The organism is Planctomycetota bacterium (assembly GCA_016872555.1).
Taxonomy (GTDB): Bacteria; Planctomycetota; Planctomycetia; order Pirellulales; family UBA1268; genus F1-20-MAGs016.
Genome location: VGZO01000034.1, coordinates 23,079 through 45,869 on the forward strand (window position 1 = coordinate 23,079; position 22,791 = coordinate 45,869).

Here is a 22,791-nt window from a genome sequence, read left to right on the forward strand (position 1 = left end):
GCCTACGGGGGAGAACATTCGAGCACGGAGAGGGCGCCACGACATCTCGGACCGATCGAGGATCTCCCGCTCGCCGGGGTCGTGTCAAGCCGACCTCGGCCCTGACCTCCGGCCGGAAAGACCGGTCGCGAGACCGCGGGGGATCTGCCCCGGTCGCAAGTCAGCCCGGCGGGGGGAGTCGTCGCGTGCCGATCACCCGGGCCGGATTGCCGCCGACGATCTCGAACGCCGCCACGTCCTTGACGACGACGGCGCGGGCCGCCGCGACCGCGCCCTCGTGCAGCGTGACGTTCATCCCGATGAACGCGTCGGCGAACACGTAGGCACCCCGTGCCAGATGGATTGGTCCGGTGATGAGTGGACGGTCGGGGTCGTGGATGTCGTGGCTGGCGCAGCACAGGAAAGCGCGGTAGCTGACGGTGGCATCGATCCCGAGGTGGACCGGGGCCACGTTGTAACAGTAGACCTCGGGCCCAAGGCAGCTGCCGCGCTCCATAGACAGGTTCCACGGCGCCCAGATCCGCGCCGTCGGATACACATGCACATCGGCGGCAAGACGGGCACCGAAGGCCCGCAGGAGGAACCGCCGCCACCCGAACAGCGGCGCGGGGGTCGTTCGAAAGAGGATCGCGTGAACGATGCCCCAGGCGATCCGACCGAGGCGGTTGGCCAAGGACAGGCGATTTCGGTACGTGACCCGGTAGAACGACGCCTCGGCGCCGTCGGGGATCGGCGGTAGCTGGTGTTCCATGGGGTCCATCGATGGCACGAGCGGGTGAGCACCGGGAAAGTATCGACGACGCCCGGTGGCCGGGGCAATCGGCGGCTCCGGCTACCACCGGAGCTCCCACGACGGACCCCGTGCGGATCGGCTTCTGCGGCTTCTGGGACGACTTCGATCCCCACGACAACTACTTCACGCGGCTGCTGTCGCGGCGGTTCGCGATCGAGGTCGTCGACCGGCCGGAGTGGCTGATCTACTCGCGGATCGGCCGCGCGCGCCACGACCATCGCCGCCACGACTGCGTGAAGATCTTCTACACCGGGGAGAACGAGCCCCCCGACTGGACCGAGTGCGACTGGGCGTTCTCGTTCGATCCGCGACCCCACCCGCGCCACTTCCGGCTCCCGTTGTGGGGCCTGTACGGCGATCCCTCGCGCCTCGTCCACCGCCCCGATCGGGATCCGGCCGCCCTCGTCGCCGCGAAGACGCGGTTCTGCTCGTTCGTCGTCTCCAACCCGCTCTGCCCGGTGCGCAACGCTTTCTTCCGGCGCCTGTGCCGCTACCGGCCCGTCGACTCGGGCGGGCGGCTGTTCAACACCGTCGGCGGACGGGTCGCCGACAAGATGGCGTTCATCGCCGAGTCGAAGTTCACGATCGCCTTCGAGAACGAGTCGACCCCCGGGTACACCACCGAGAAGGTGATGGAGCCGATGCTCGTCGACTCGATCCCCATCTACTGGGGCGATCCACTCGTCGGCCGCGACTTCGACACCCGGAGCTTCCTCTCCGCCCACGACTCGCCGTCGCTCGACGACCTGATCGAGCGGGTGATCGCCGTCGACCGCGATCCCGACCTTCACGCCCGCTTGCTCGCCACACCGTGGCTGCGCGGCAACCGGGTGCCCGCGTGCGTCGACCTGGAGCGCGTCCTCGATCAGTTCGCGCGGGTTTTCGCCACGCCGGTCGTGCCCGTCGCCCGGCAGCGCGGGCCGGCGCGGACCCTCGGGATCGACCGGATTCCAGCCGTGGTCCGGAGCGTGAAGCGCCGGCTGCGGCGGCGCTGGCTCAAGGCGACCTGCCCGCGACCGGCCTGAGCGCCGTCAGCGGTTGATCGGCACCACCGGGGGCGCGACCGGCGGCGACAGCGTCGCCGGAGCCGGCGCGGAAGTGATCGGAACCAGCGGGGCGGCCGGCCCCGGGGCCACCGGCGTGGCGGTCGCCGGAGCGGTCGGCGCCGCCGCCGGCGCGACGGGCACGGCGTGGGAGCGAACATTGAGGTCGGTGATCAACTGCTGGACTTCGGGGCGGAGGGCGATGCCATTGCCGTTGAAGACGTCGGCCGTGGTGACGCCGAAGCGACCGTACAACTGGGCGTTGGCATTGTTGTCGACCGACAGGTCACTGCCGCCGAGCGAGACACCGAGGAACAGCCCCCGGCTGCGGGCATAGGAGTAGATCTCCGCCCCGAGCCGGGCGTCGGTGCCGGCGTTGGCCGTGCGGCCGACAGGGCCGGCGGCGATCGAGGCGTCGGCGCCGAGCGTCACCTTCTGGCCGGCGAGCATCCCCTGCAGGCTCCGCGGCGTGGCGAACACGAGCACGATGTCGGCAGCCTGGACGCCGGCCTGGAAGCCGACGCTGCCGCCCCCCATCGTCACCATCACCGGCGCGCTCCAGGTGCGGTCGGGACGGCGGACGAGGAGCACGCCGCGGCCGTAATTGACGCCGAAGATGAACCCTCCCTTGATCATGTTGGGGAAGATCGCGACCCCCTCGGCGGCCGTCAGCATCGCCGGCGGGATCGACTCGATCGCCAGGCCGCTGAACTGTTCGAGCGCGTTGCGCGCCCCGACGACCGTCTCCACCTCCTGCTGCCCGAAGGCGACCGGGGCCTGGCCAAACACGGCCGGCTGGGCGGCGACCGGCGCGGCCGTGGGAAACGGCTGCTGGCCGGCGGCGGGCAGCGCGACGATCGCAAGCGCCATGGCGGAGCAGACGACCAGGGGCAACACCGGGGCGGCGACTGGCCCGAGCGGCCGGCAGCGGGGCGGGACGGAAGGAAACATGGGAATGCCTCGCGGGGAAAAGCGGTTGGGCGAGGGTAGGAAAAACCGCGCCGCGACGCGACGGCAGTTTCAGCCCCGGGCCGCGGCCGATGGCCACGCCCGCGCCCCGACCGCACGGACGATCGCGGCGGGAATCTCGCGGAGCGGATGGACCGCATCGACGACCCCGCGCTCGATCGCGGCCCGGGGCATGCCGAATACGACACAACTGCTCTCGGCCTCGGCGATCGTCCGCCCACCGGCACGCCGGATCGCCTCCATCCCCAGCGCGCCGTCGCTTCCCATGCCGGTGAGGAGCACGCCGACGACGTGCGCGCCGCCGGCTTCGGCCGCGGCGCGAAACAGCACGTCGACCGCGGGACGGCAGTGGTGGATCGGCGGGCTGTGGACGAGCTTCACGCGGTGGGCATCCCCCTGCCAGGTCACGGCCAGATGGACGTCGCCGGGGGAGATGACGCACGAGCCGGGCTCGAGCCGCATGCCGTCGACCGCCTCGACGACCCGGATGGCCGCCAATTCGTCGAGGCGGGCCGCGACCGCCGCGGAGAAGGTCGCCGAGATGTGCTGGACGACGGCGATCGGTGGCAACCCGGTGGGCAGCCGGGGGAGGACCTGCCGCAGCGCCTCGACGCCACCGGTCGAGGCACCGATCACGACCAACTGCCGCGGATCGTTGGCGGAGACAGAGGCCGTCGCCGGCGGCAGCGCCGCGGCGTCGCCGGTGGAACGACGGCGCCGGGCCGCCAGGCCGCTCCCCGCCGCCGCCGCGGCCTTGACATGGTAGGCGAGGCGGCCGGCCAGATCACCGACCGACATCGTGCCGTTCGGCTTGGCGAGCACGTCGACGGCGCCGGCTTCGAGCGCCTCCAGCGCCACCTGTGACCCCTGCTGGGCCAGCGAACTGACCACCACCACGGGCAGCGGGTGGTGCTTCATGAGGATCCGCAGGAACGTCAGCCCGTCCATCCGTGGCATCTCGATGTCGAGCGTGATCACGTCGGGATCGAGGCGGAGGATCTTCTCGCGGGCGACGTAGGGATCGCAAGCGGTACCGACGACGTCGATCGCCGGATCGCGCGACAACGCCGCGCTGATCGCCTCGCGGACGAGCGCCGAGTCATCGACGACGAGCACCTTGATCCGCGCCGGTGGCTGGGGAGGGGCAGTGGGCATCGATGCCGACCGGGTCACCCGGGCCTCCGGTAGACGCTCGGCCCGCAGGATTCGAGCGTGTGGGGAATCCCGGTGAGGCTCTCGGTGTGCCCGACGAACAGGTACCCCCCGGGAGCGAGCTGCTCGGTGAGCCGGGTGAGCAGCGCGGCCCGCGACGGCTGATCGAAATAGATCATCACGTTGCGGCAGAAGATCACGTCCTGTCCCGGGGGAACGGGATAGCGGTCCTGGAACAGGTTCACCTGACGGACCGAGAGCCGGCGGCGCAGTGCCGGCTTGACGCGCGCCAATCCCTCCCGTTCGCCGAACCCGCGGAGGAAGTAGCGGCCGCGCCAGGCACCGTCCGGAAGTTGGAGTCGCTTGAGCTCGTAGATCCCCATCCGGCAGCGGTCGAGCATCCGCCGTGAGATGTCGGAGGCCTCGATCGTCCATCCCACCGCCGGGCGCTCCGCCGCCGATTCGGCGAGGACGATCGCCATCGAGTAGGCCTCCTCACCCGACGAGGCGGCCGCACTCCACAGCGACAGCGACCGCCCCGCGCCGAGCGCCCTTCGGGCGAGGTCGGGGAGGATCCCGCGGAGCAGCTCGAAGTGGACCGGTTCACGGAAGAACCGGGTGTGGTTGGTCGACACGAGGTCGATCAACTCCGCCACCTCGTCGTCACCGGCGGCCGCCAGCAGGTGGCAGTAGTCCTCGTAGGTCGCCAGGCCGAGCGATTGGAGCCGCTGCCCGAGGCGGCTGGCGAGGAGCACGCGTTTGTCCTCGCCGAGGCAGATCCGGCTGCGCCGGTAGATCAGCTCGGAGAGCCAGGCGAACGCCTCCGGCGTCAGCAGGATTTCAACCGGTCCGACCATCGTCGCGGAATCCTTCCTCGCCACCGTCGTGCCTCCGTAGCGATCCTACGCACCGGCCGGCGGAACGGCGCGCTTCCGCGCGCACCGGAACCCCCACCGGGGCACTGCGACGGTCAAAACTCGGTGAAGTGCCGATCCTCGGCGTCGACGGCGGCGCGGTTATCGCTCGGCATCGGGATCCGCGGCGCCGGCAGTTGTCGTGGAAGTGGAGACAGTCGCGCCCGTCCGTGAGCCGCGGGCGCAGTGGCGAGGCTGCGGGCCGCCGGTGCGGCCGGGGCCCGGGAGACCACGTCGGCGCGGATCAGCGAGCGGAGGAAGCGGATCGTGTCCTCGAGGCCCCGGGCCTGCCCGGATAGCTCCTCGGCGGCACCCGCGCTCTCGGCGGCGGTCGCGGCGGTGTCGCGCGTGACCTTGTCCATCTGGGTCATCGCCAGCGTCACCTGGTCGATCCCCTGGGCCTGCTCGCGCGCCGCGGTGGCGATCTCGGCGACCAGCCCGTCGGCCGAGCGGACCTTGTCCACGATCTCCTCGAGCGACTCGCCGACCCGGGCCGAGTTGGCCGAGCCCTGGCGGCTGTTGGCGATCGCCGTCTCGATCCGCGACGCCGTCTCCTTGGCCGCCGCGGCGCTGCGCTGGGCGAGCGAGCGGACCTCGTCGGCGACGACCGCGAACCCGGCCCCGGCCTCACCGGCGCGGGCCGCCTCGACGGCGGCGTTGAGGGCGAGGATGTTGGTCTGGAAGGCGATCTCGTCGATGTTCTTCACGATCTTGGCGACGTCGGCACTCGACTGCTCGATGGCGCGCATCGCCGCGGTCATCTCCGCCATCGTCCGCACCCCCGTCTCGGCGGCGGCCCGCGCCTGGCCGGCGAAGGCCTTCGCCTTCTCGGCGTTGCCCGCGGTGCTGCGGATCATCGCCGACATCTCCTCGAGTGCGGCGCTGGTCTCGGTGACGCTCGCCCCCTGCTCACTGGCGCCGGCGGCGAGCTCCTGGCTGGCCGACGAGAGCTGTCCGGCGGCGGCACTCGTCTGGGCCGCCCCCTTCTCGAGCGACGCGCTCACGCCCCCGAGCGCCTGGCTGACCCCGCGGCTGCTCAGCCATCCCAAGAGTGCGCCGAGCAAGGCGGAAAGCGCCATCCCCGACCCGAGCAGCCAGTAGCCCTGCCGCACGGCAGCGGTCGCGTCGCTGGCGACACGCTCAGCGAACGACTTGTTGTATTCGGAAGATTCACGATAAGCATCGAGGAGCCGCTCGAGGACCGGGTCGACCTTGGTGATGAGAGCCGAACCGGCGTCGCTCGCCTTGCCTTCCCTGATCAACTCCATCATCGCATCGACCTCGGCGAGCAGCTTGCTGCGGGCGCTCGCGGCCTTCGTGAACAGTTCCCGATCCCGGTCGTCGGAGATCATCGCCTCGTACTTTCCGCACAAGGCGTCGCCGTCGGCCCGGGCCTTGTCGAGTGCCGCGACCTCCGCCTGGAATTCCGCCGAGCCCTTCTCGAACCCGATGCTCCGCTGCGCCACGCGACGGACCCTCGTAGTCAGCGTGCTGATCTCGTTGAGGGTCGCGATCGACGGGATGATGTTGGCGGCGAGACCATCCTTCGGGCTCGTGATCCGGTCGGCGAGGGTGACGAAGCGCCACAGCCCGGCCAGGCCGAGGAGGAGCGTCAGCAGCACGAGCACGGTGAACGCGGCGGCGAGGCGGCGGGGGATGGTCCAGGTGATCATGGCGACGTTCCAGCGGGGTGGGAGGAGGGTGTCAGGCGGGGGATGCGGGCGTGGCACGCGGGGCGATCGGCTCGGGGCCCGGGGCGGCGATCTCGGCCGCGGCGATGCCCTCCAGGTCGACCAGCGCCGTGACCCGGTCGCCGGACTTTGCCATGCCCTGGATGAAGCGGATGTCGATGGCTCCGCCGAAGTCGGGAGTCGGCTCGATGTCGGCGGCGGTGAACGTCGCCAACTCGTCGACGCGGTCGACGATCACGCCGTGCAACCGCGCGCCTCCGGAGAGGGTCGGCAGGGCGGTGACGATCACCAGCGTCCGTTCGTCGTCGGCCCGCGGCGGTAGGCCGAAGCGCGTCCGCAGGTCGACGACGGGGATCACCTTGCCGCGGAGGTTGATCACCCCCTTGACGTACGGCGGCATGCCGGCGACCGGCGTGATCGGGCAGAGCTTGATGATCGCCCGGACGACAGCGACGGTGATCCCGTACGACTCGTCGCCGAGCGTGAAGGTGAGGTACTTCCCCGGCGCGGCAGCCGCCTGGGCATCCGGTTCCCTGTCGGTCATGATTCCCGGCCGCGGTTCAGGCGGCCGCCTCCCCCTGCCGTCCCCGGAGCTGCACCAGCGCCGCCACGTCGAGGATCAACCCCACCCGACCGTTGCCGAGGATCGCCGCGCCGGCGAAGTCGGTGCGGTCACGGAAGATCTCCCCGAGGTCCTTGATCACGACCTCCTGCTTGCCGATCAGTTCGTCGACGAGAAGGCAGCGGACGTCTGCCCCCGCTTCGACGACGACGACCACCCCGTCGTCCGCGCCGGCCGCGCGCGACGCTGTCGCCTCGGCTGCGGTGCCGAGGCGGCCACGCAGCCGCAACAGCGGCATCAGCCGGCCGTGGACCATGACCATTTCGCCGCGGCCATGGACCGTGCTCACCATGCCGGGCTGGAGCCGGAAACTCTCGCGCACCGACAGCGTGGGGATCACGTAGCGCTCCCCGGCGACACCGACGAGCAGCCCCTCGATGATCGCCAGTGTCAGCGGTACCGAGAGCGTGAACGTCGTCCCGGAGCCGACCGAGGAATCGATCTCGATCTTCCCGCGCAGGCCGGCGATCGTCCGCCGCACCACGTCCATTCCGACGCCGCGCCCCGACAGGTCGGTGACCGTCTCGGCGGTGGAGAAACCAGGGGCGAAGATCAGCTCGAGGATCTCGCGGCGGTCGAGGGCCGCGGTCGAGGACACGATGCCCCGCTCCTCCGCCTTGCGCCGGATCCGCTCGGGGGACAGTCCGCGGCCGTCGTCGGCGATCCGGATGACGATGTAGCCCCCTTGGTGAAACGCCTGGAGCGTGATCGTCCCGCAGCGCTGCTTGCCGGCGCGGGCGCGCTCCTCAGGCGGTTCGATCCCGTGATCGGCGGAGTTGCGGATCATGTGGACGAGTGGATCGGAGAGGTCGTCGACGACGGTGCGGTCGAGCTCCGTATCCTCCCCCTCGAGCACGAGCTGGATCTCCTTGCCCTGCTGCACGGCCAGATCCCGGACGAGGCGCGCCATCTTCTGAAACGTCGCCCTGATCGGCACCATCCGCAGGGCCATCGCCGTCCGGCGGAGGTCGGAGGTGATGCCGCGGAGCTGGCCCACGGCACGCGACAGGTCGGAGTCACCCGATGCCACCATGTCGGGATGCTGCACGACCATCGACTGGGCGATGACCAGCTCGCCGACCAGATCGATGAGGCTGTCGAGCTTGTGGGTGTCGACGCGGACGATCGCCCCGCCGGCAGCGCGGGACGCGGCGCGCCCGGGAGCTGGTGCCGCAGCGGGTTGCGGCTCCGGCACGACGACCGCGGGCGCGGGCACGGCCGGCACGGCAGTGGCCGCAGGTGGCGGAGCCGCGCCGCCGCGCGCGACGGCCGCGGCAGGCTGCGGCGCGACGGCTGCGGCAACCTGCGGCACGGCCGCCACGGCGGGAGCGGCCGACGGAGCCGACGGGGCGGCGAGCATCGCCAGCCGCGCCCCCTCGATGACCGCCGGAACGGGGAGCGACAGTGCCCCGCGGGGACGGCTCCCCGCGGCCTGGGCCCCCAGTTCGGCGACGAACCGCTCGAGGACATCCGCCCCGGCGAGGATCACGCCGATCGCCTCGCGGCCGAGGACGAGCTGCCCACGCCGGGCACCGTCAAGAAGCGACTCGAGCTCGTGCGTGAGCTGCTGGATCACGCCGAGCTTCATCACCCCGGCGTTCCCCTTGAACGTGTGAAACGCGCGGAACAGCGCGGCGAGCTGCGCGCCATCGGTCGGATCGGTCTCCAGCACCAGCACACCCTGCTCGATCTCGCGGAGCAGATCCTCTGCCTCGGCGCAAAACAGCGGCAGGAGGTCGGGGTCGGCGTCAGGCGGCACGACGTCGACCGCCATCTCGGGCAGGTCGGGGAGGGCGGCCGGGGGCGCGACAGGCGGCGGAGAGGGAGCGGGAGACACCGGCGGCCGCGCGGCGACCGGTTCGGCCGGCACCGCAGCGCCCGCGTCCGCAGTGGGCGGAGCCCAGGGGGTGATCGTGCGCCCCGCGCTCCATGAGGCGATCGCCTCCTCGCACCATGGCAGCCAGTCGCCAAGCAGGGCGATCGTCGCCGCCGAGGGACGCTGGCCCCCGCCGGCGACCGAGGCGAGGCGCTCGGCGGCGGCGGTCACGCCGTCGACCAGTGCCGCCGGGGCCGTGGCAGGGAGCAGGACGAGCAATTCGGCGAACAGGTCGTCGAGGACTGCGGCCGAGGCCGCTTGCCCGGGGGTGACGAAGGCCAGTTCCAGACCGATCTTTCCGATCAGCTCCCCCGCTTCGGCGGCGAAGGCCGGCGAATCATCCGGCTTGGTCATGGCGGAAGCGTCGGGCGGGGACCATGGGGAGAGGGAACCGGTCCCGCGCACGGCCGCGAGCACCCCGCCTTCTCCGCCTCAGGTCGAGACTAGCCCCGCAATCGTGGCCCGGCAAACTGACCGCGACCGTCATCGCCCGCCTGATCCGCACGGTCGGCAGTCAGCCGGTGGGGTGGTGTCGAACGCGCCACCGGGGACGATCACACCACGGTCACGAGGCCGACCCGAGGCCGGCATGGGCCTCGCCGAGGAGCAGCGCCGTCTCGTCCCAGCCGATGCAGCCGTCGGTGATCGACACGCCGTAGGCGAGGCGCCCGCGATCGGCAGACACCGGCTGGCTGCCGGGGTGGATGTTGCTCTCGAGCATCATCCCGACGATCGAGCGGTCGCCGGCGACGCGTTGGGCGAGGACGTCGCGCCACACGATCGACTGCCGGCGATGGTCCTTCCCGGAATTGGCATGGCTGCAGTCGACGATCATCCGCGCCGGCAGCCCGACCGCCTCGAGCCGCGTGCGCGCCTCGTGGAGGAACTCGGGGGCGTAGTTCGACCCCGACCGGCCGCCGCGGAGCATCAGCACCCCCCAGGGGTTGCCGAGCGTCGAGACGACGCACGTCCCCCCCTGGTTGTCGATGCCGAGGAAGCTGTGCGGTGCCCGGGCCGACTGCATCGCGTCGACGGCGGCCTGGAGCGACCCGTCGGTCGAGTTCTTGAAGCCGACGGGCATCGACAGGCCACTGGCCATCTGCCGGTGCGTCGGCGACTCGGTCGTACGGGCGCCGATCGCCCCGAGCACGATCGTGTCAGCGATGTACTGCGGCGTGATCGGCTCGAGAAACTCGGTCGCCGTCGGCAGGCCGAGGCGGGCGATCTCGATGAGCAGCCCGCGGGCCAGGCGCAGCCCGGCGGCGACGTCGAACGAATCGTCGAGGTGCGGGTCGTTGATCAGCCCCTTCCAGCCCACGGTGGTCCGCGGTTTCTCGAAGTAGACGCGCATCACCACGAGGACCCGGTCGGCGATCCGGCCGGCGATGTCGGCCAGGCGCCGGGCATAGTCGCGGGCGGCTTCGGGATCGTGGATCGAGCAGGGACCGACCACGGCGATCAGCCGCCGGTCCGCGCCGGCGAGGACGCGTTCCACCGCCCGCCGGCCCGCCAGGATCGTCTCCGTGGCGGCATTGTCGAGCGGCAGGAGGGCCGCCAGCCGGCTCGGTGGCACCAGCGGCTCGAGGCTGCGGATCCGGAGGTTCCCGGTCGCCTGCGGCGGGGCGGCGGTGATGTCGTCGGGCAGGATCGTCATCCTCCCACTCTACACCGCGGCGGGCGCGGGCGGGCGATTGACCACCCTGGAAGCCACTGGTTCAATCGGGCGGTCGATGGGCGGCCACCGCGGCAGCGACCGCGGCACGCAGGGAGGCGAGGAGGAGAGCCCAGGCATGACGCGGCATCTGTTCGTGACCGGCGGGGTCGTCAGCTCCCTCGGCAAGGGGCTCACCAGCGCCAGCATCGGCATGCTCCTGGAATCACGGGGCCTGCGGGTGCGGATGCAGAAACTCGACCCCTACATCAACGTCGATCCGGGGACGATGAGCCCCTACCAGCACGGCGAGGTCTACGTTCTCGACGACGGCAGCGAGACCGACCTCGACCTCGGCCACTACGAGCGTTTCACCTCGACGCCCCTGACCCGGGCCTGCAACTACACCACCGGGCAGATCTACCTGTCGGTGATCAACAAGGAGCGTCGCGGGGAGTTCCTCGGGAAGACGGTCCAGGTCATCCCCCACATCACCAACGAGATCAAGGAGGTGATCAAGGCGCTGGCCGGCCCCGACACCGATCTGGTGATCACCGAGATCGGCGGAACCGTCGGCGACATCGAGAGCCTGCCGTTCCTCGAGGCGATCCGCCAGATTCCGCTCGAGGTCGGGCGCGAAAACTGCATGTTCATCCACCTCACGCTCGTGCCTTACCTCAAGGCGGCGGGGGAGCTGAAGACCAAGCCGACGCAGCATTCGGTGGGGATCCTCCGGCAGATCGGGATCCAGCCCGACGTCCTCGTCTGCCGCACCGAGCGCCCCCTCGACACCTCCGACCGTGAGAAGATCGCGCTGTTCTGCAACGTTCCCCTCGACGCCGTGATCGAGGAGCGCGACAAGGATTTCTCGATCTACGAGGTCCCGCTGTCGCTCCAGTCCAACCGGATCGACGACCTCGTCCTGCGCCGGTTCGGCCGCCAGGCGCCCCCTGCCGATCTCGACGAGTGGCACGAGATCCTCCACCGGCTCCGCAATCCGGAACACGAGGTGTCGATCGCCCTGGTCGGCAAGTACGCCGAGCACCGCGACGCCTACAAGAGCATCTACGAGGCCCTCGACCACGGCGGCATCGCCCACCGCACGCAGGTCCGTGTCCAGCCGATCAAGAGCGAGGACATCGAGCGCGAGGGGGCGGAGCGGCTCCTCGCCGGGTTCGACGGGCTCGTCGTCCCCGGCGGCTTCGGCGAGCGCGGGATCGAAGGCAAGGTCGAGGCGATCGGCTTCGCCCGGCGCCGGCGTCTGCCGTTTCTCGGCATCTGCCTGGGGATGCAGTGCGCCGTGATCGAGCTGGCCCGCAACGGCGCCGGCCTGACCGACGCCCACTCGACCGAATTCAACCGCTCCACACCCCATCCGGTGATCTGCCTGATGGACGAGCAGCGGTCGGTGACCGACAAGGGGGGCACGATGAGGCTCGGCGCGCAACCGGCGGAACTGGCCGAGGGTTCGCGCTCCGCCGCCGCCTACGGGCGGACGCGGATCACCGAACGCCACCGGCACCGCTACGAGTTCAACATGAAATACCGCTCCGTCCTCGAGGAGGCGGGGCTGGTGATCGCCGGCACGAGCCCTGATGGGGGGCTGGTGGAGATCGTCGAGCTCGCCGACCACCCCTGGTTCGTCGCCGTGCAGTTCCACCCCGAGTTCAAGAGCAAGCCGACCGCCGCCCACCCGCTGTTCGCCGGGCTCGTCGCCGCCGCGGTCGAGCGCCATGCCGGCAGCGCCTGGGTGGCCGAGTCCTGATCATGCGTCATCACGGGTGATCACCCGAGCCCTGCCTTGCCCAACCTCGAGCATGGAGACCACCGTGGACCCTGATGCCACCGACCGCGGCGCACCGCCGGCGAGCTTCGAGTTCCTCGTCCACTCGTTGTTCACACAGGCGCTGATGGCGCTGGGCAGGATCCCCAATCCGATCACCAGGCAGGCGATGAAGAACCTCGGCGCGGCCCGCCACTTCATCGACATGCTCGCCGTGCTCGAGGAGAAGACCACCGGCAACCTCACCCCCGACGAGCGCCGGCTGCTCGACGAGGTCCAGCACCAGCTGCGGATGCAGTTCATGATCGAAGAGGAGAGCCGTGGCGCGGCTCCCGCGACCGACGACTCCGGGAGCACCGACCCATGACGCACACCCTGCCCCGCCTCCCGAGCGCCGCCGTCGCCGCCCTCGTCACCCTCTCCCTCGCCGGCCCGTCGCCGGCCGCCGAAGCCCGCCTCCCCGTCCGCCGGGCGACGATGACCTTCGTGGCGATCCCCGAAAACGAACCGAAACCCGACGGGTTCCGGATCCTCGCCGACGGCGAGCCGGTGGCCGAATACCACAGCGGAGGCCGTGCCAAACCGGTCCTGTTCCCGCTCGTCGGCCCCCACGGCGAGCGCCTTTCCCGCGCCTGGCCGCTCGAGGAGGGTGTCGCCGGCGAGGCCCACGACCATCCGCACCACGAATCCCTTTGGTTCACGCATGGCGCCGTCAACGGCATCGACTTCTGGGGCAAGGCAAAGGGTCCCTGGCCGCCGCCGGCCGGCGCCGACCCGATTCCCCGCATCGTGGCGCGTGAGCTCGGGGCCAGCAGCGGTGGCGATCAGCCGGTCACCGTCAGTTCGGTCAACGACTGGTTTGGTCCCGACGGGGCCGCGGTCTGCTCCGACGAGCGGAGCTACGTGTTCGCCGCCGACGAGACGTCGCGGTCGATCGAGATCACGGTCACGCTCCGCGCCGACCACGGTTCGGTGACGCTCGGCGACACCAAGGAGGGCACGATGGCGATCCGCGTCGCCACGGAGCTGCAACCGAAGGACGCCAATGGCTCGCAGGGGGCGGCGGGGAGGATTGTCAACTCCGAGGGGCAGGAGAACGCCGCCGCCTGGGGAAAGCGCGCCCGGTGGGTCGACTACTCGGGGACGATCGACGGCCGCGTCGTCGGGATCGCGATGTTCGACCACCCCACGAACCTGCGCCATCCCACCTGGTGGCACGCGCGCGACTACGGCCTGTTCGCCGCCAACCCGTTCGGCGCCCACGATTTCAGCGGCGCCGAGAAGGGGAGCGGCGACCACACGATCCCCGCCGGGAAGTCCCTCACGTTCCGCTATCTGGTCATCCTCCACGACGGTGACGCCACGACGGCTGCCGTCGATGCCCGCTACCGCCGCTGGATCGGAGCCGAGTGATGCCCGCCCGAATCCTCGACGGCAAGGCACTGGCCGGCGCGATCGAGGAGTCGCTGAGCGACGAGGTGGCAGCGTTCATCACGGCCGCGGGGCGGGCGCCGAGGCTGGTTGTCGTGCTCGTCGGTGAGATCGCGGCCAGCGCCTCGTACGTCGCCGCCAAGGCCCGGGCCGCGGCGCGCGTCGGGATCGACGCCGACGTCGTCGGTGTCGCCGGGTCCGCCGACACCGCCGCGCTGGTCGCGCTCGTCTCCGGGATCGCCCGCGGCAGCCACGGCCCGGTGGACGGAATCCTCGTCCAATTGCCGCTGCCGCGCCACGTCGACACCCTCGCGGTCCTCGACGCGGTTCCTGCCGACCGCGACGTGGACGGCTTCCACCCGGAAAACGCCGGGCTGCTGTCGCAGGGGCGCCCCCGGTTCATCCCCTGCACCGCAGCCGGGGTCCAGCGGCTCCTCGTCGATGCCGGGATCGCCACCGCCGGCCGTCGTGCCGTGATCGTCGGCCGCAGCGACATCGTCGGCAAGCCGCTCGCCCTGCTCCTGGCATCGCGAGGGCCGGGGGGCGACGCCACGGTGACGATCTGCCACAGCCACACCACCGACCTCACCGAGCACTGCCGCACCGCCGACATCCTCGTCGCTGCAGTCGGGAGGCCCGGCCTGATCACCGCCGAGATGGTCAAGCCCGGTGCGACGGTGATCGACGTCGGCATCAATCGCGTCGAAACGCCGACCGGATCACGTCTCGTCGGCGACGTCGACTTCCCCGCCGTCGCCGCGGTCGCCGGGGCGATCACGCCGGTGCCCGGGGGTGTCGGCCCGTTGACGGTGGCGATGCTCCTGGCCAACACGCTGCTGGCGGCCGAGCTCCACATCGGAAGGCGGTAGTGCGGAGCGACGACGGAACCGACCTTCCGACGCGTCGGTCACACGACCGGGGAAGCGGGGTAAACCGGGCCGACCGCGACGAGTCGGCCGCCTCTGGCTGACCTTGTCCGCCGTCCTTCTCCGCTCTAGTCTCCCCCGCCGCAACGGCCTGCCGGCCGCAGACGTCCGCTCGTTTGGCCCGGCAGCCCTGTTTGACTGTTCGCCCCAGTTTTCCCTTCCGGTCCGACGGCGGCCCGCCGTGCGGTTCGGGCCGCTGCGGACCGATTCTCTCGTGGACACCACTCCGCCACGTCCGGGGACCAAACCGCCGATGGGAACGTTCGTGCGCGCCTTGCGCGATGCCGGTCGGATGTGGCCGTTCCTCATCGCCTCGTTCCTCTGCTCGGCGGGAGTCGCCAGCCTCTGGGGGGCGAACATCGCGGCTCTGTTCCCGATCATCGAAGTCACGCTCAACGGCGACTCGCTCCAGTCCTGGAACGCCAAGCGGATCGCGACCACCCGCGAGGGCATCGAACGGTCGAGTGCGGCGGTCGCCGCGCTCGACGCCCGGATCGCCACCGAGCCAGCCGAAGCCGCCGAGCTGCGCCGGCAGCGCGAGCGATTCGCCTTGGCAGTCCGCAGCGACGAGGCGGTGGTCGCGAGCTCAATGCACCTCGCCCCCTGGCTCGACCGCTTCCTCCCCGTCGATCCGTTCACCACGGTGCTGTGGGTGGTTTCGTTCGTCGTCGTCAGCACGTTCGTCAAGCACGCCCTGCTGATGACCTCGACGCTGCTGGTCGCCTGGGTGGCGATGAACATCAGCCGCGACATCCGCCTCAAGGTATTCGACAAGGCGCTGGCCCTTGACCGCACGCAGTTCATGCGCAACGGTTCGGCCGGATTCATGGCACAGGTGACCGGCACCTCCGACATGCTCGCCAGTGGCATCACCAGCGTGTTCGGCGGGGCGATCACCGAGCCGCTGAAGATCATCGCCTGCCTCGCCGGGGCGTTCTGCATCTCCTGGCAGCTCACCCTGGCGTGCCTCACGCTCGCCCCTCTGGTGGGCTTCCTGATGGTCTGGCTCAACCGGCGGATCCGCGGCGTCTCGAAGCGGATCCTGTCGCGGTCGATGGGGTTCCACCACGTCCTCCTCGAGGCTCTCAACAACGTCCTCACCGTCCAGGCCTACACGATGGAGGGCTTCGAGCGCGACAAGTTCCGTGCCTGCACCCGCGACGTGATGCGCGCCGGGATGTGGCACACGTTCTATTTCGCGCTGGCCAATCCGATCACCGAGATTCTCGGCATCGGCATGGTGGCGACGAGCATCGCCGTCGGCGCGTGGCTGGTGATCAACCAGCAGACCGAGATCTTCGGGATCCCGATGACCGAGCGGCCGATGACCGTGCCGGGGATCATGGTCTTCTTCGGGATGCTGATCGGAGCCAGCGACCCGGTGCGCAAGCTGTCGGGCGTGTTCACCGGGGTCAACGTCGGGATCGTCGGAGCCCAGTCGCTCTATCCGCTGCTCGACACGCCGTCGCGGCTCGCCGAGCCGGCCAGCCCGCGGCAGCTCCCCCGCCCCCACCGCGAGATCCGCCTCGAGAACGTCTCGTTCAGCTACGACCAGATCGACACCGTCCTCGCCGGCGTGAACATCTCGATCCCGTTCGGCGAGCGGGTGGCGATCGTCGGGCCCAACGGCGGTGGCAAGAGCACGCTGATCAACCTCATCTGCCGGTTCTACGATCCGACCGCGGGACGTGTCCTCATCGACGACGTGCCCCTCACCGACCTGGCGCTGGCCGACCTCCGCGGGCGGATCGCGCTGGTCACCCAGCAGACCGAGCTGTTCAACGAGTCGATCCTCTACAACATCCGCTACGGCCGCTGGGATGCCACCGAGGGGGAGATCGTCGAGGCCGCCAAGCGCGCCCACGCCCACGAGTTCATCGCCGACTTCCCCGATGGCTACCGGACGATGGTCGGCCCCAACGGCTTCCGCCTCTCGGGCGGCCAGCGCCAGCGGATCGCCCTGGCACGGGCGTTCCTCCGCGACGCCGAGATCCTCGTTCTCGACGAGGCCACCAGCCAGATCGACGTCGAGAGCGAGCGCCTCATCCACGCGGCCCTGGCCGCCTACGTCTTTAACCGCACGGTGATCATGATCACCCACCGGGCCAGCACGCTGGCCCTCGCCGACACGATCCTCGAGGTCGAGCACGGCACCGTGCGGAAGCGGCCGGCGCGGCAGATGCAGGTCGCCTGACGCACCGCGGTCAACCGGCCGCGAGCCGGTCGTTCCAGGCCCGTGCGTGGCGCGGCTGGTAGCGCTCGATCTCGAAGCTGTCACGGACCACGGCGCGGACCGCCCGCAGGTCGACGATCCCGTCGGTGGCGAGCAGCTGCACCAGCACGTTGCCGATCGCCGTCGCCTCGACAGGCCCGGCGAGGACCTCCCGGTCGGTGGCGTCGGCGATCCATTGGCACAGCAGCCGGTTTTTCACGCCGCCGCCAACGACGTGGATCCTGCCCGGGCGGCGTCCCACGAGTCGCTCGACCTCGGCCAGACGGCGGCGGATCGCCGCCGCCACGCTCTCCAGGGCGCAGCGCACCACCGCCGCCGTCGACTCCGGCACCGGCTGGCCGCTCTCGCGCGCCACCCGACGGATCGCCTCGGGCATGTCGGCGGGGGCCATCAGCGCGGGATGGTCGGGATCGACGAGCGTCACCAGGGCCGGCGCCTCGCCGGCCAGCGCCGTGAGCTGGTCCCAGCTCCACTCCGTGCCGGCCCGCTTCCACGCCTCCCGGCACTGCTGCACGAGCCACAGCCCGCAGACGTTTTTCAGCAGCCGCGTCGTCCCGCCGACGCCCCCCTCGTTGGTGAAGTTCAGCTCGCGGCAGGCGGGCGTGACCATCGGCCGGTCGAGTTCGACGCCGACCAGCGCCCAGGTGCCGAGGCTGACGTAGCACCAGTCGGGGCGGCTCGACGGCGGGTCGGTCGCCGGCACAGCCGCGACGGCGCTGGCGGTGTCGTGGGTACCGGGGAGGACGACCCGCACGGCGTCGAGGCCAGTTTCGTCAGCGACCGTGCCGCGCAGCGGACCGAGGTCGGTGCCGGGCTCGAAGACCGGATGGAAGATCCTCCCGGGCAGGCCGAAGCGCCCGAGCATCTCGCGTGCCCAGTCGCCAGCCTGCGGGTCGAAGCACTGCGTCGTCGTCGCGTTTGTCCGCTCGTTGGAGGCCGTGCCGGTGAGCAGCCAATGGACGATGTCCGGAATCATCACCAGCCGGCCGGCGGCGGCAAGGACGTCAGACCGTGCCGCATGGAGGGCGAGGAGCTGGTAGAGGGTGTTGATCTCCATGAACTGCAGGCCGGTGGCGGCGAAGATCTCCTCGCGCGGCACGGTCCTTTCGGCTACGGCCAACATCCCCACGGTGCGCGGGTCGCGATAACAGACCGGATTGGCGAGCAGCTCCCCGGCCGGCGCGAGGAACGAGTAGTCGACCCCCCAGGTGTCGGCGCCGATCGTCGCGACGCTGCCGCCGTGGCGGTCCGCCGCGGCCCGTAGGCCGGTGACGACCTCCTGCCAGAGGCGGACCATGTCCCAGACCAACTGCCCGCCGAACGCGACCGGGCCGTTGTCGAAGCGGTGGATCTCCTCGAGCTCGAGGAGCCTGCCGTCGAACGCGCCCGACACGACCCGGCCGCCCGACGCGCCGAGATCGATCGCCAGCGCCACCTTGCGAGCCATGGAATTCTCCCGTCGCCGTGCCAGCCGTCCGGCCGCCGGTTCCCCGGCGTGCACCCCGCGGGCCGTCTCGCCGACGGCCTCGACCGGCCGGTAGCTTCCCCGCCGGCGGGCCCCGGGAAAACCCCCGTCGGCCCCGCCCGCCGGAAGCCGCCGAGAACCGGAGTCGCAACGCCGGCGGGAAGCAACTAGCTTGGGCTGTGGGTGCCGGGCCGCACCTGCCGGGCCGGCCGCCGTGCCTGCCGGCCCGCGACGTGTGGACGCTCCCCCGATGGCCGATGCCGATCCCGCCGACACTCCCCGGCAGCCGCAGCCCGGACTGCTCGAGGAACTGGCCGAGGCGACCCGCAGCCTCGAGGCGGCCGAGCCACCGGAGATCATCCGTTGGGCCGCCGAGCGCTTCGGGACGCGGCTCACGATGGCCACCGCGTTCGGCCCCGAAGGCTGCGTGATCATCCATTGGCTGGCCCAGGTCGCGCCGCGGACGCACGTCTTCAATCTCGAGACCGGGTACCAATTTCCCGAGACACTCGCGCTCCGCGACCGGCTGGCGCGCCGCTACGGGATCGAGGTCGCCCTCGAGCGCCCGGCGACGACCGTCGCCGAATACGAGCGGCTCCACGGCGGCCCCCTCTACCGCACCGCCCCCGACCGCTGCTGCGGCGACCGCAAGCTGGCGGTGATCCGCCGCGTGCTGACGTCGTTCGATGCCTGGATGAGCGGCATCCGCCGCGACCAGAGCACCGATCGTCAGGCGGCGCCGATCGTCGGCTGGGACAGGAAGTTCGGCGTCGTCAAGGTCTCGCCACTGGCCAACTGGACCAAGTCACGCGTCTGGGAGCTGATCGTCCGCGAGGACATCCCCTACAACCCCCTCCACGACCGCGGCTACGTGAGCATCGGCTGCGCACCGTGCACGCGTGCGGTCCTCGACGGCGAGGACGAACGCGCCGGCCGGTGGAGCGGCACGGCCAAGACCGAGTGCGGGCTGCACTCGCGCGAGGGCTGAGGTGCGGGACGGTCGCGGTGCGTCAACCGCCCGGCGGCGTCGCGAAGAAGGTGGCGTGGATCGCGTCGCTGGTGGCGTTGAGATCGGTCTGGAAGCCGTCGATCCAGTCGTGCAGCCCGCCGGCGCCGGCGAGGATCTCGTCGATGTGGGCGTAGTCGAGTTCGGCGCGGAGCCGGCCGAGACGCTGCTCGGCGGGCGTGCTGTAGCTTCCCTTGATCCCTCCGGTGACCGCCAGCAGCGACTCCTCCCCCTTGATCAGGCAGAAGTGCATTGCCCGCGGAAAGTGGCGATCGAGGACGAGGAACTCGGCGACGTTGCGCCGCGACACGGCGCCGTACTGCTTGCGGTACATCTCCAGGGCGCTGGCGCTCTCCAGCACCGCCGACCACTGGACCGCGTCGCGGCCGTCGACGGCCACCGGGCCGAAAAAATGCTCGACGTCGAGAACACGGCTGGTCTTGTCGGCCCGCTCCACCAGCCGCCCCATCCGCGCGAAATGCCAGGCCTCGCCGTGCGACATCGTCGCGTCGGTGACCCCGGTGATCAGTTGGCTCGCGCGCTTGACCTCGTCGAGGAACTCCCGCTGGTTGCCGCCACGGTCGTGCGCCTCGGCCGCGGCGCGGACCATCAGGTAGCACTTGTTGATCTCCTCCCACATCGCCGAGGAGATCAGGTCGCGGATCGTCCGGGCGTTTTCCCGCGCCGCCTGGAGGCAGCGATCGATCGAGTTGGGATTGCCGGCGTCGAAGGCGAGGAACTCGAAGACCCGGGACTGATCGGCCGCGCCGTGCCGGGCGGCGAACCCGGCCTGGTCGCCGAAGGCACAGATCAGGGCGTTCCACAGCCTCCCCGGATCGACCGTCCCCTCGAGCGCCAGATCGAGCGTCGTCTCGGTCGCCCGGGCGACGTTCTCGGCGCGCTCGATCTGCCGGTTCATCCAGTAGATGCTGTCGGCGACGCGTGAGAGCATCGGTTACCCGCCCCCCGTGGTGGACGACGCCTCGGCGGGACTGGCCGGTCCGTGGACCACCCACGTGTCCTTGCTGCCGCCCCCCTGCGAGGAATTGACGACCAGCGACCCCTCGACCAGGGCCACGCGCGTCAGACCGCCGGGGAGGACGAAGATCTCCTCGCCGTAGAGGATGAACGGGCGAAGGTCGACGTGCCGCCCTTCGAGAGTGTCACCGACCACGGTCGGCACGCGCGACAGCGCCACCATCGGCTGGGCGACGAAGTTCCGCGGGTTGGCCAGGATCCGCGCGCGGCACTCGGCGAGCTCGGCGGCCGATGCCCGGGGGCCGATCACCAGGCCGTAGCCCCCCGATTCGTTGGCCGGCTTGACCACCATCTCGGCCAGGTGTTCGACGACGTGAGCGCACTGCGCCTCCTCGCCGCACACCCAGGTGGGGACGTTGGGGAGGATCGCGTCCTCACCGAGGTAGTAGCGGATGATCTTCGGTACGTAGGCGTAGACCGCCTTGTCGTCGGCGATCCCCGTGCCAGGGGCGTTGACCAGCGCGACGTTGCCGGCGCGGTAGGCCTCCATCAGGCCGGGGACGCCGACGAGCGAATCGGGGCGGAACACCCGCGGGTCGAGGAAGTCGTCGTCGATCCGCCGGTAGATCACGTCGACTCGTTCGAGCCCGCGGGTCGTGCGCATGTGGACGACGCGGTCGACCACCACCAGATCCGATCCCTGGACGAGCTCCACGCCCATCTGCCGGGCGAGGAAACTGTGCTCGAAGTAGGCCGAGTTGTAGATCCCCGGGGTGAGGACGACGACGGTCGGATCGCGCGCCTGCGAGGGCGCGACGTATTCGAGCATCGCCAGCAGCTTCTCCGGGTAGTTCTCCACCGGGCTGATCCGCTGCCCGTCGAACAGCTGCGGGAAGGTGCGCTTCATCACCTCGCGGTTCTCGAGGACGTACGACACCCCCGACGGCGTCCGGAGGTTGTCCTCGAGCACGTACATCACCCCGTCGCCTCCGCGGACGAGATCGGTGCCGGTGATGTGGCACCACACCCCGCGCGGCGGGGTGAGCCCGGCGCACGGGCCGCGGAACGACTTCGCCGAGTCGATCAGCCACTCCGGCACGACCCGGTCGTGGAGGATGCGGCGCCGGTGGTAGAGGTCGTCGATGAAACAGTTGAGGGCGTGGATCCGCTGCTTCAGCCCACGTTCGATGCGCTCCCACTCCACCGCGTCGATCACCCGCGGCACGATGTCGAACGGCCAGATCTTCTCCGTCCCGGCCTCGTGGCCGTAGACGTTGAACGTGATGCCCATCGTCAGCAGCATCTTGTCGGCGGCGCGTTGCCGGGCGGCGAGCTCGCCGTGTGAGAAGCTGGCGAGCCGGCGGACGAGCTGCTCGGCACCGGGGCGGGGGCGGAGCTGCTCGTCGAACAGCTCGTCCCAGAAGCCGTCGGTACGGTAGGCCCGGAGGTCCATGGCGGCGGAGTCACAGGGGTGCCGGCGCGGGATCGAGGGCGCCGGGGCGATCGGGGCACCACGGCCGGCCGCCTGTCCGGGCCATGGGGACGCCGGAAGATACCCGCCGTGGACAGCGTGACCAACCGGGGCGAGCCGCAGCCGGGGCAGACGGCCTTGCGGCCGAGGCGACCGCACGATCGCTACCGCCCCGCCTCGACGACCACCGTCAGCGCCGTGGTTCCGCCGGGCGGCACCTCGAGCCCAAGTCCGGACGAGTCGAACCCACCGAACCGCGTTGCCACGCCGGCGCCGTGGGGGGCGTGGCCCACCACCAGCGGCGGCAAAACGACCACCCGGTAGCTGCCGGCGCGGGCGCCGGGCCGGCCGGAGGTCTCCAGAGAGAACCGGCCGTCGGCAGCGATCGCACCGCGCGCCGTCGGTCCCGGACCGTTCGCCGGCCGGCATTCGATCACGCCCCCCGCCAGCGGCGTGCCGTCGGCGAACGTCACCCGTCCTGCAGCCGGCCAGAGGCGATCGGCGGAACCGCAGCCGACCACGGCGACGAGCAGGCCCAGCCACACGGCGCGTGTCGTCAGGCCGGTCATGGGCGCACGCTCACCGGGCCTGACCGTCGTGGCGGTTGCACAGCCGGCCGAGCAGGTCGGTGTCGGTCTCGGCGCCGAGCACGTCGACATGACCGTCGGCGAACGCCATCGGACAGCCACCGGGGTGCCAACTCCCGAACACGAACAGCCCCATGCCGGCGACCGAATCATCCGGTCCAGCCGCGATCGGCACGCCGACACCGCCGACGCGCGCCGAA

General features: G+C 70.9%; 19 protein-coding genes and 1 pseudogene. 7 read left to right on the forward strand and 13 right to left on the reverse strand.

Going from position 1 to position 22,791, the window contains the following annotated elements; all coding sequences use genetic code 11:
• Positions 1-160: 160 nt before the first annotated feature.
• On the reverse strand, positions 161-751 hold the full coding sequence (locus FJ309_11935; GenBank protein MBM3955306.1) for a putative colanic acid biosynthesis acetyltransferase: 591 nt from the start codon (positions 749-751) through the stop codon (positions 161-163).
• An 11-nt stretch (positions 752-762) separates the two neighbouring features.
• On the opposite strand from FJ309_11935, the gene FJ309_11940 reads away from it, so the two are divergent.
• On the forward strand, positions 763-1,818 hold the full coding sequence (locus tag FJ309_11940) for a glycosyltransferase (GenBank protein ID MBM3955307.1): 1,056 nt from the start codon (positions 763-765) through the stop codon (positions 1,816-1,818).
• Between the two features lie 291 nt (positions 1,819-2,109).
• Here FJ309_11940 and FJ309_11945 read toward each other — a convergent pair.
• From FJ309_11945 to FJ309_11975, 7 genes and pseudogenes are all read right to left on the reverse strand, one after another.
• Positions 2,110-2,706 (reverse strand): annotated as a pseudogene (locus tag FJ309_11945) (lipid-binding SYLF domain-containing protein).
• 150 nt (positions 2,707-2,856) lie between these two features.
• Positions 2,857-3,960, reverse strand: a complete 1,104-nt coding sequence (locus FJ309_11950) for a chemotaxis response regulator protein-glutamate methylesterase (protein ID MBM3955308.1) — start codon at positions 3,958-3,960, stop codon at positions 2,857-2,859.
• 14 nt (positions 3,961-3,974) lie between these two features.
• On the reverse strand, positions 3,975-4,814 hold the full coding sequence (locus FJ309_11955) for a protein-glutamate O-methyltransferase CheR (GenBank protein ID MBM3955309.1): 840 nt from the start codon (positions 4,812-4,814) through the stop codon (positions 3,975-3,977).
• 113 nt (positions 4,815-4,927) lie between these two features.
• Positions 4,928-6,544: a hypothetical protein gene (locus tag FJ309_11960; protein ID MBM3955310.1), complete on the reverse strand. Its 1,617-nt coding sequence runs from the start codon at positions 6,542-6,544 to the stop codon at positions 4,928-4,930.
• 31 nt (positions 6,545-6,575) lie between these two features.
• The gene (locus FJ309_11965; protein MBM3955311.1) at positions 6,576-7,106 is read right to left on the reverse strand and encodes a purine-binding chemotaxis protein CheW; all 531 of its coding nucleotides are present in this window, start codon (positions 7,104-7,106) and stop codon (positions 6,576-6,578) included.
• A gap of 16 nt (positions 7,107-7,122) precedes the next feature.
• Positions 7,123-9,414 carry a chemotaxis protein CheA gene (locus FJ309_11970; GenBank protein MBM3955312.1) on the reverse strand — a complete coding sequence of 764 codons (2,292 nt, stop codon included), beginning with the start codon at positions 9,412-9,414 and terminating at the stop codon, positions 7,123-7,125.
• Between the two features lie 211 nt (positions 9,415-9,625).
• On the reverse strand, positions 9,626-10,714 hold the full coding sequence (locus tag FJ309_11975) for a 3-deoxy-7-phosphoheptulonate synthase (protein ID MBM3955313.1): 1,089 nt from the start codon (positions 10,712-10,714) through the stop codon (positions 9,626-9,628).
• A gap of 136 nt (positions 10,715-10,850) precedes the next feature.
• On the opposite strand from FJ309_11975, the gene FJ309_11980 reads away from it, so the two are divergent.
• The 5 genes from FJ309_11980 (at position 10,851) to FJ309_12000 (ending at position 17,045) form a co-directional block, all read left to right on the forward strand.
• Positions 10,851-12,476, forward strand: a complete 1,626-nt coding sequence (locus FJ309_11980; GenBank protein ID MBM3955314.1) for a CTP synthase — start codon at positions 10,851-10,853, stop codon at positions 12,474-12,476.
• On the forward strand, positions 12,445-12,861 hold the full coding sequence (locus FJ309_11985; protein MBM3955315.1) for a DUF1844 domain-containing protein: 417 nt from the start codon (positions 12,445-12,447) through the stop codon (positions 12,859-12,861). Before FJ309_11980 ends, FJ309_11985 begins: the two co-directional genes overlap by 32 nt.
• Positions 12,858-13,907 carry a hypothetical protein gene (locus FJ309_11990; GenBank protein ID MBM3955316.1) on the forward strand — a complete coding sequence of 350 codons (1,050 nt, stop codon included), beginning with the start codon at positions 12,858-12,860 and terminating at the stop codon, positions 13,905-13,907. Before FJ309_11985 ends, FJ309_11990 begins: the two co-directional genes overlap by 4 nt.
• Entirely contained in the window at positions 13,907-14,794 is an 888-nt protein-coding gene (locus FJ309_11995; GenBank protein MBM3955317.1) for a bifunctional 5,10-methylenetetrahydrofolate dehydrogenase/5,10-methenyltetrahydrofolate cyclohydrolase, read from the forward strand. Before FJ309_11990 ends, FJ309_11995 begins: the two co-directional genes overlap by 1 nt.
• 310 nt (positions 14,795-15,104) lie before the next feature.
• Positions 15,105-17,045, forward strand: a complete 1,941-nt coding sequence (locus FJ309_12000; GenBank protein MBM3955318.1) for an ABC transporter ATP-binding protein — start codon at positions 15,105-15,107, stop codon at positions 17,043-17,045.
• Between the two features lie 10 nt (positions 17,046-17,055).
• Here FJ309_12000 and FJ309_12005 read toward each other — a convergent pair whose 3' ends face one another.
• On the reverse strand, positions 17,056-18,531 hold the full coding sequence (locus tag FJ309_12005) for a rhamnulokinase (protein MBM3955319.1): 1,476 nt from the start codon (positions 18,529-18,531) through the stop codon (positions 17,056-17,058).
• A 268-nt stretch (positions 18,532-18,799) separates the two neighbouring features.
• On the opposite strand from FJ309_12005, the gene FJ309_12010 reads away from it, so the two are divergent.
• Positions 18,800-19,537, forward strand: coding sequence for a phosphoadenylyl-sulfate reductase (locus tag FJ309_12010; GenBank protein MBM3955320.1), 738 nt, complete (start codon positions 18,800-18,802; stop codon positions 19,535-19,537).
• A 22-nt stretch (positions 19,538-19,559) separates the two neighbouring features.
• Here FJ309_12010 and FJ309_12015 read toward each other — a convergent pair whose 3' ends face one another.
• The 4 genes from FJ309_12015 to FJ309_12030 all read right to left on the reverse strand — a co-directional run.
• Positions 19,560-20,507 carry an alpha-E domain-containing protein gene (locus tag FJ309_12015; GenBank protein MBM3955321.1) on the reverse strand — a complete coding sequence of 316 codons (948 nt, stop codon included), beginning with the start codon at positions 20,505-20,507 and terminating at the stop codon, positions 19,560-19,562.
• 3 nt (positions 20,508-20,510) lie between these two features.
• Positions 20,511-21,986 carry a circularly permuted type 2 ATP-grasp protein gene (locus FJ309_12020; protein ID MBM3955322.1) on the reverse strand — a complete coding sequence of 492 codons (1,476 nt, stop codon included), beginning with the start codon at positions 21,984-21,986 and terminating at the stop codon, positions 20,511-20,513.
• 182 nt (positions 21,987-22,168) lie between these two features.
• Entirely contained in the window at positions 22,169-22,573 is a 405-nt protein-coding gene (locus tag FJ309_12025; protein ID MBM3955323.1) for a hypothetical protein, read from the reverse strand.
• Between the two features lie 10 nt (positions 22,574-22,583).
• Positions 22,584-22,791, reverse strand: a 208-nt coding sequence (locus tag FJ309_12030; GenBank protein MBM3955324.1) for a prepilin-type cleavage/methylation domain-containing protein, incomplete at its 5' end; no start/stop codon positions are given.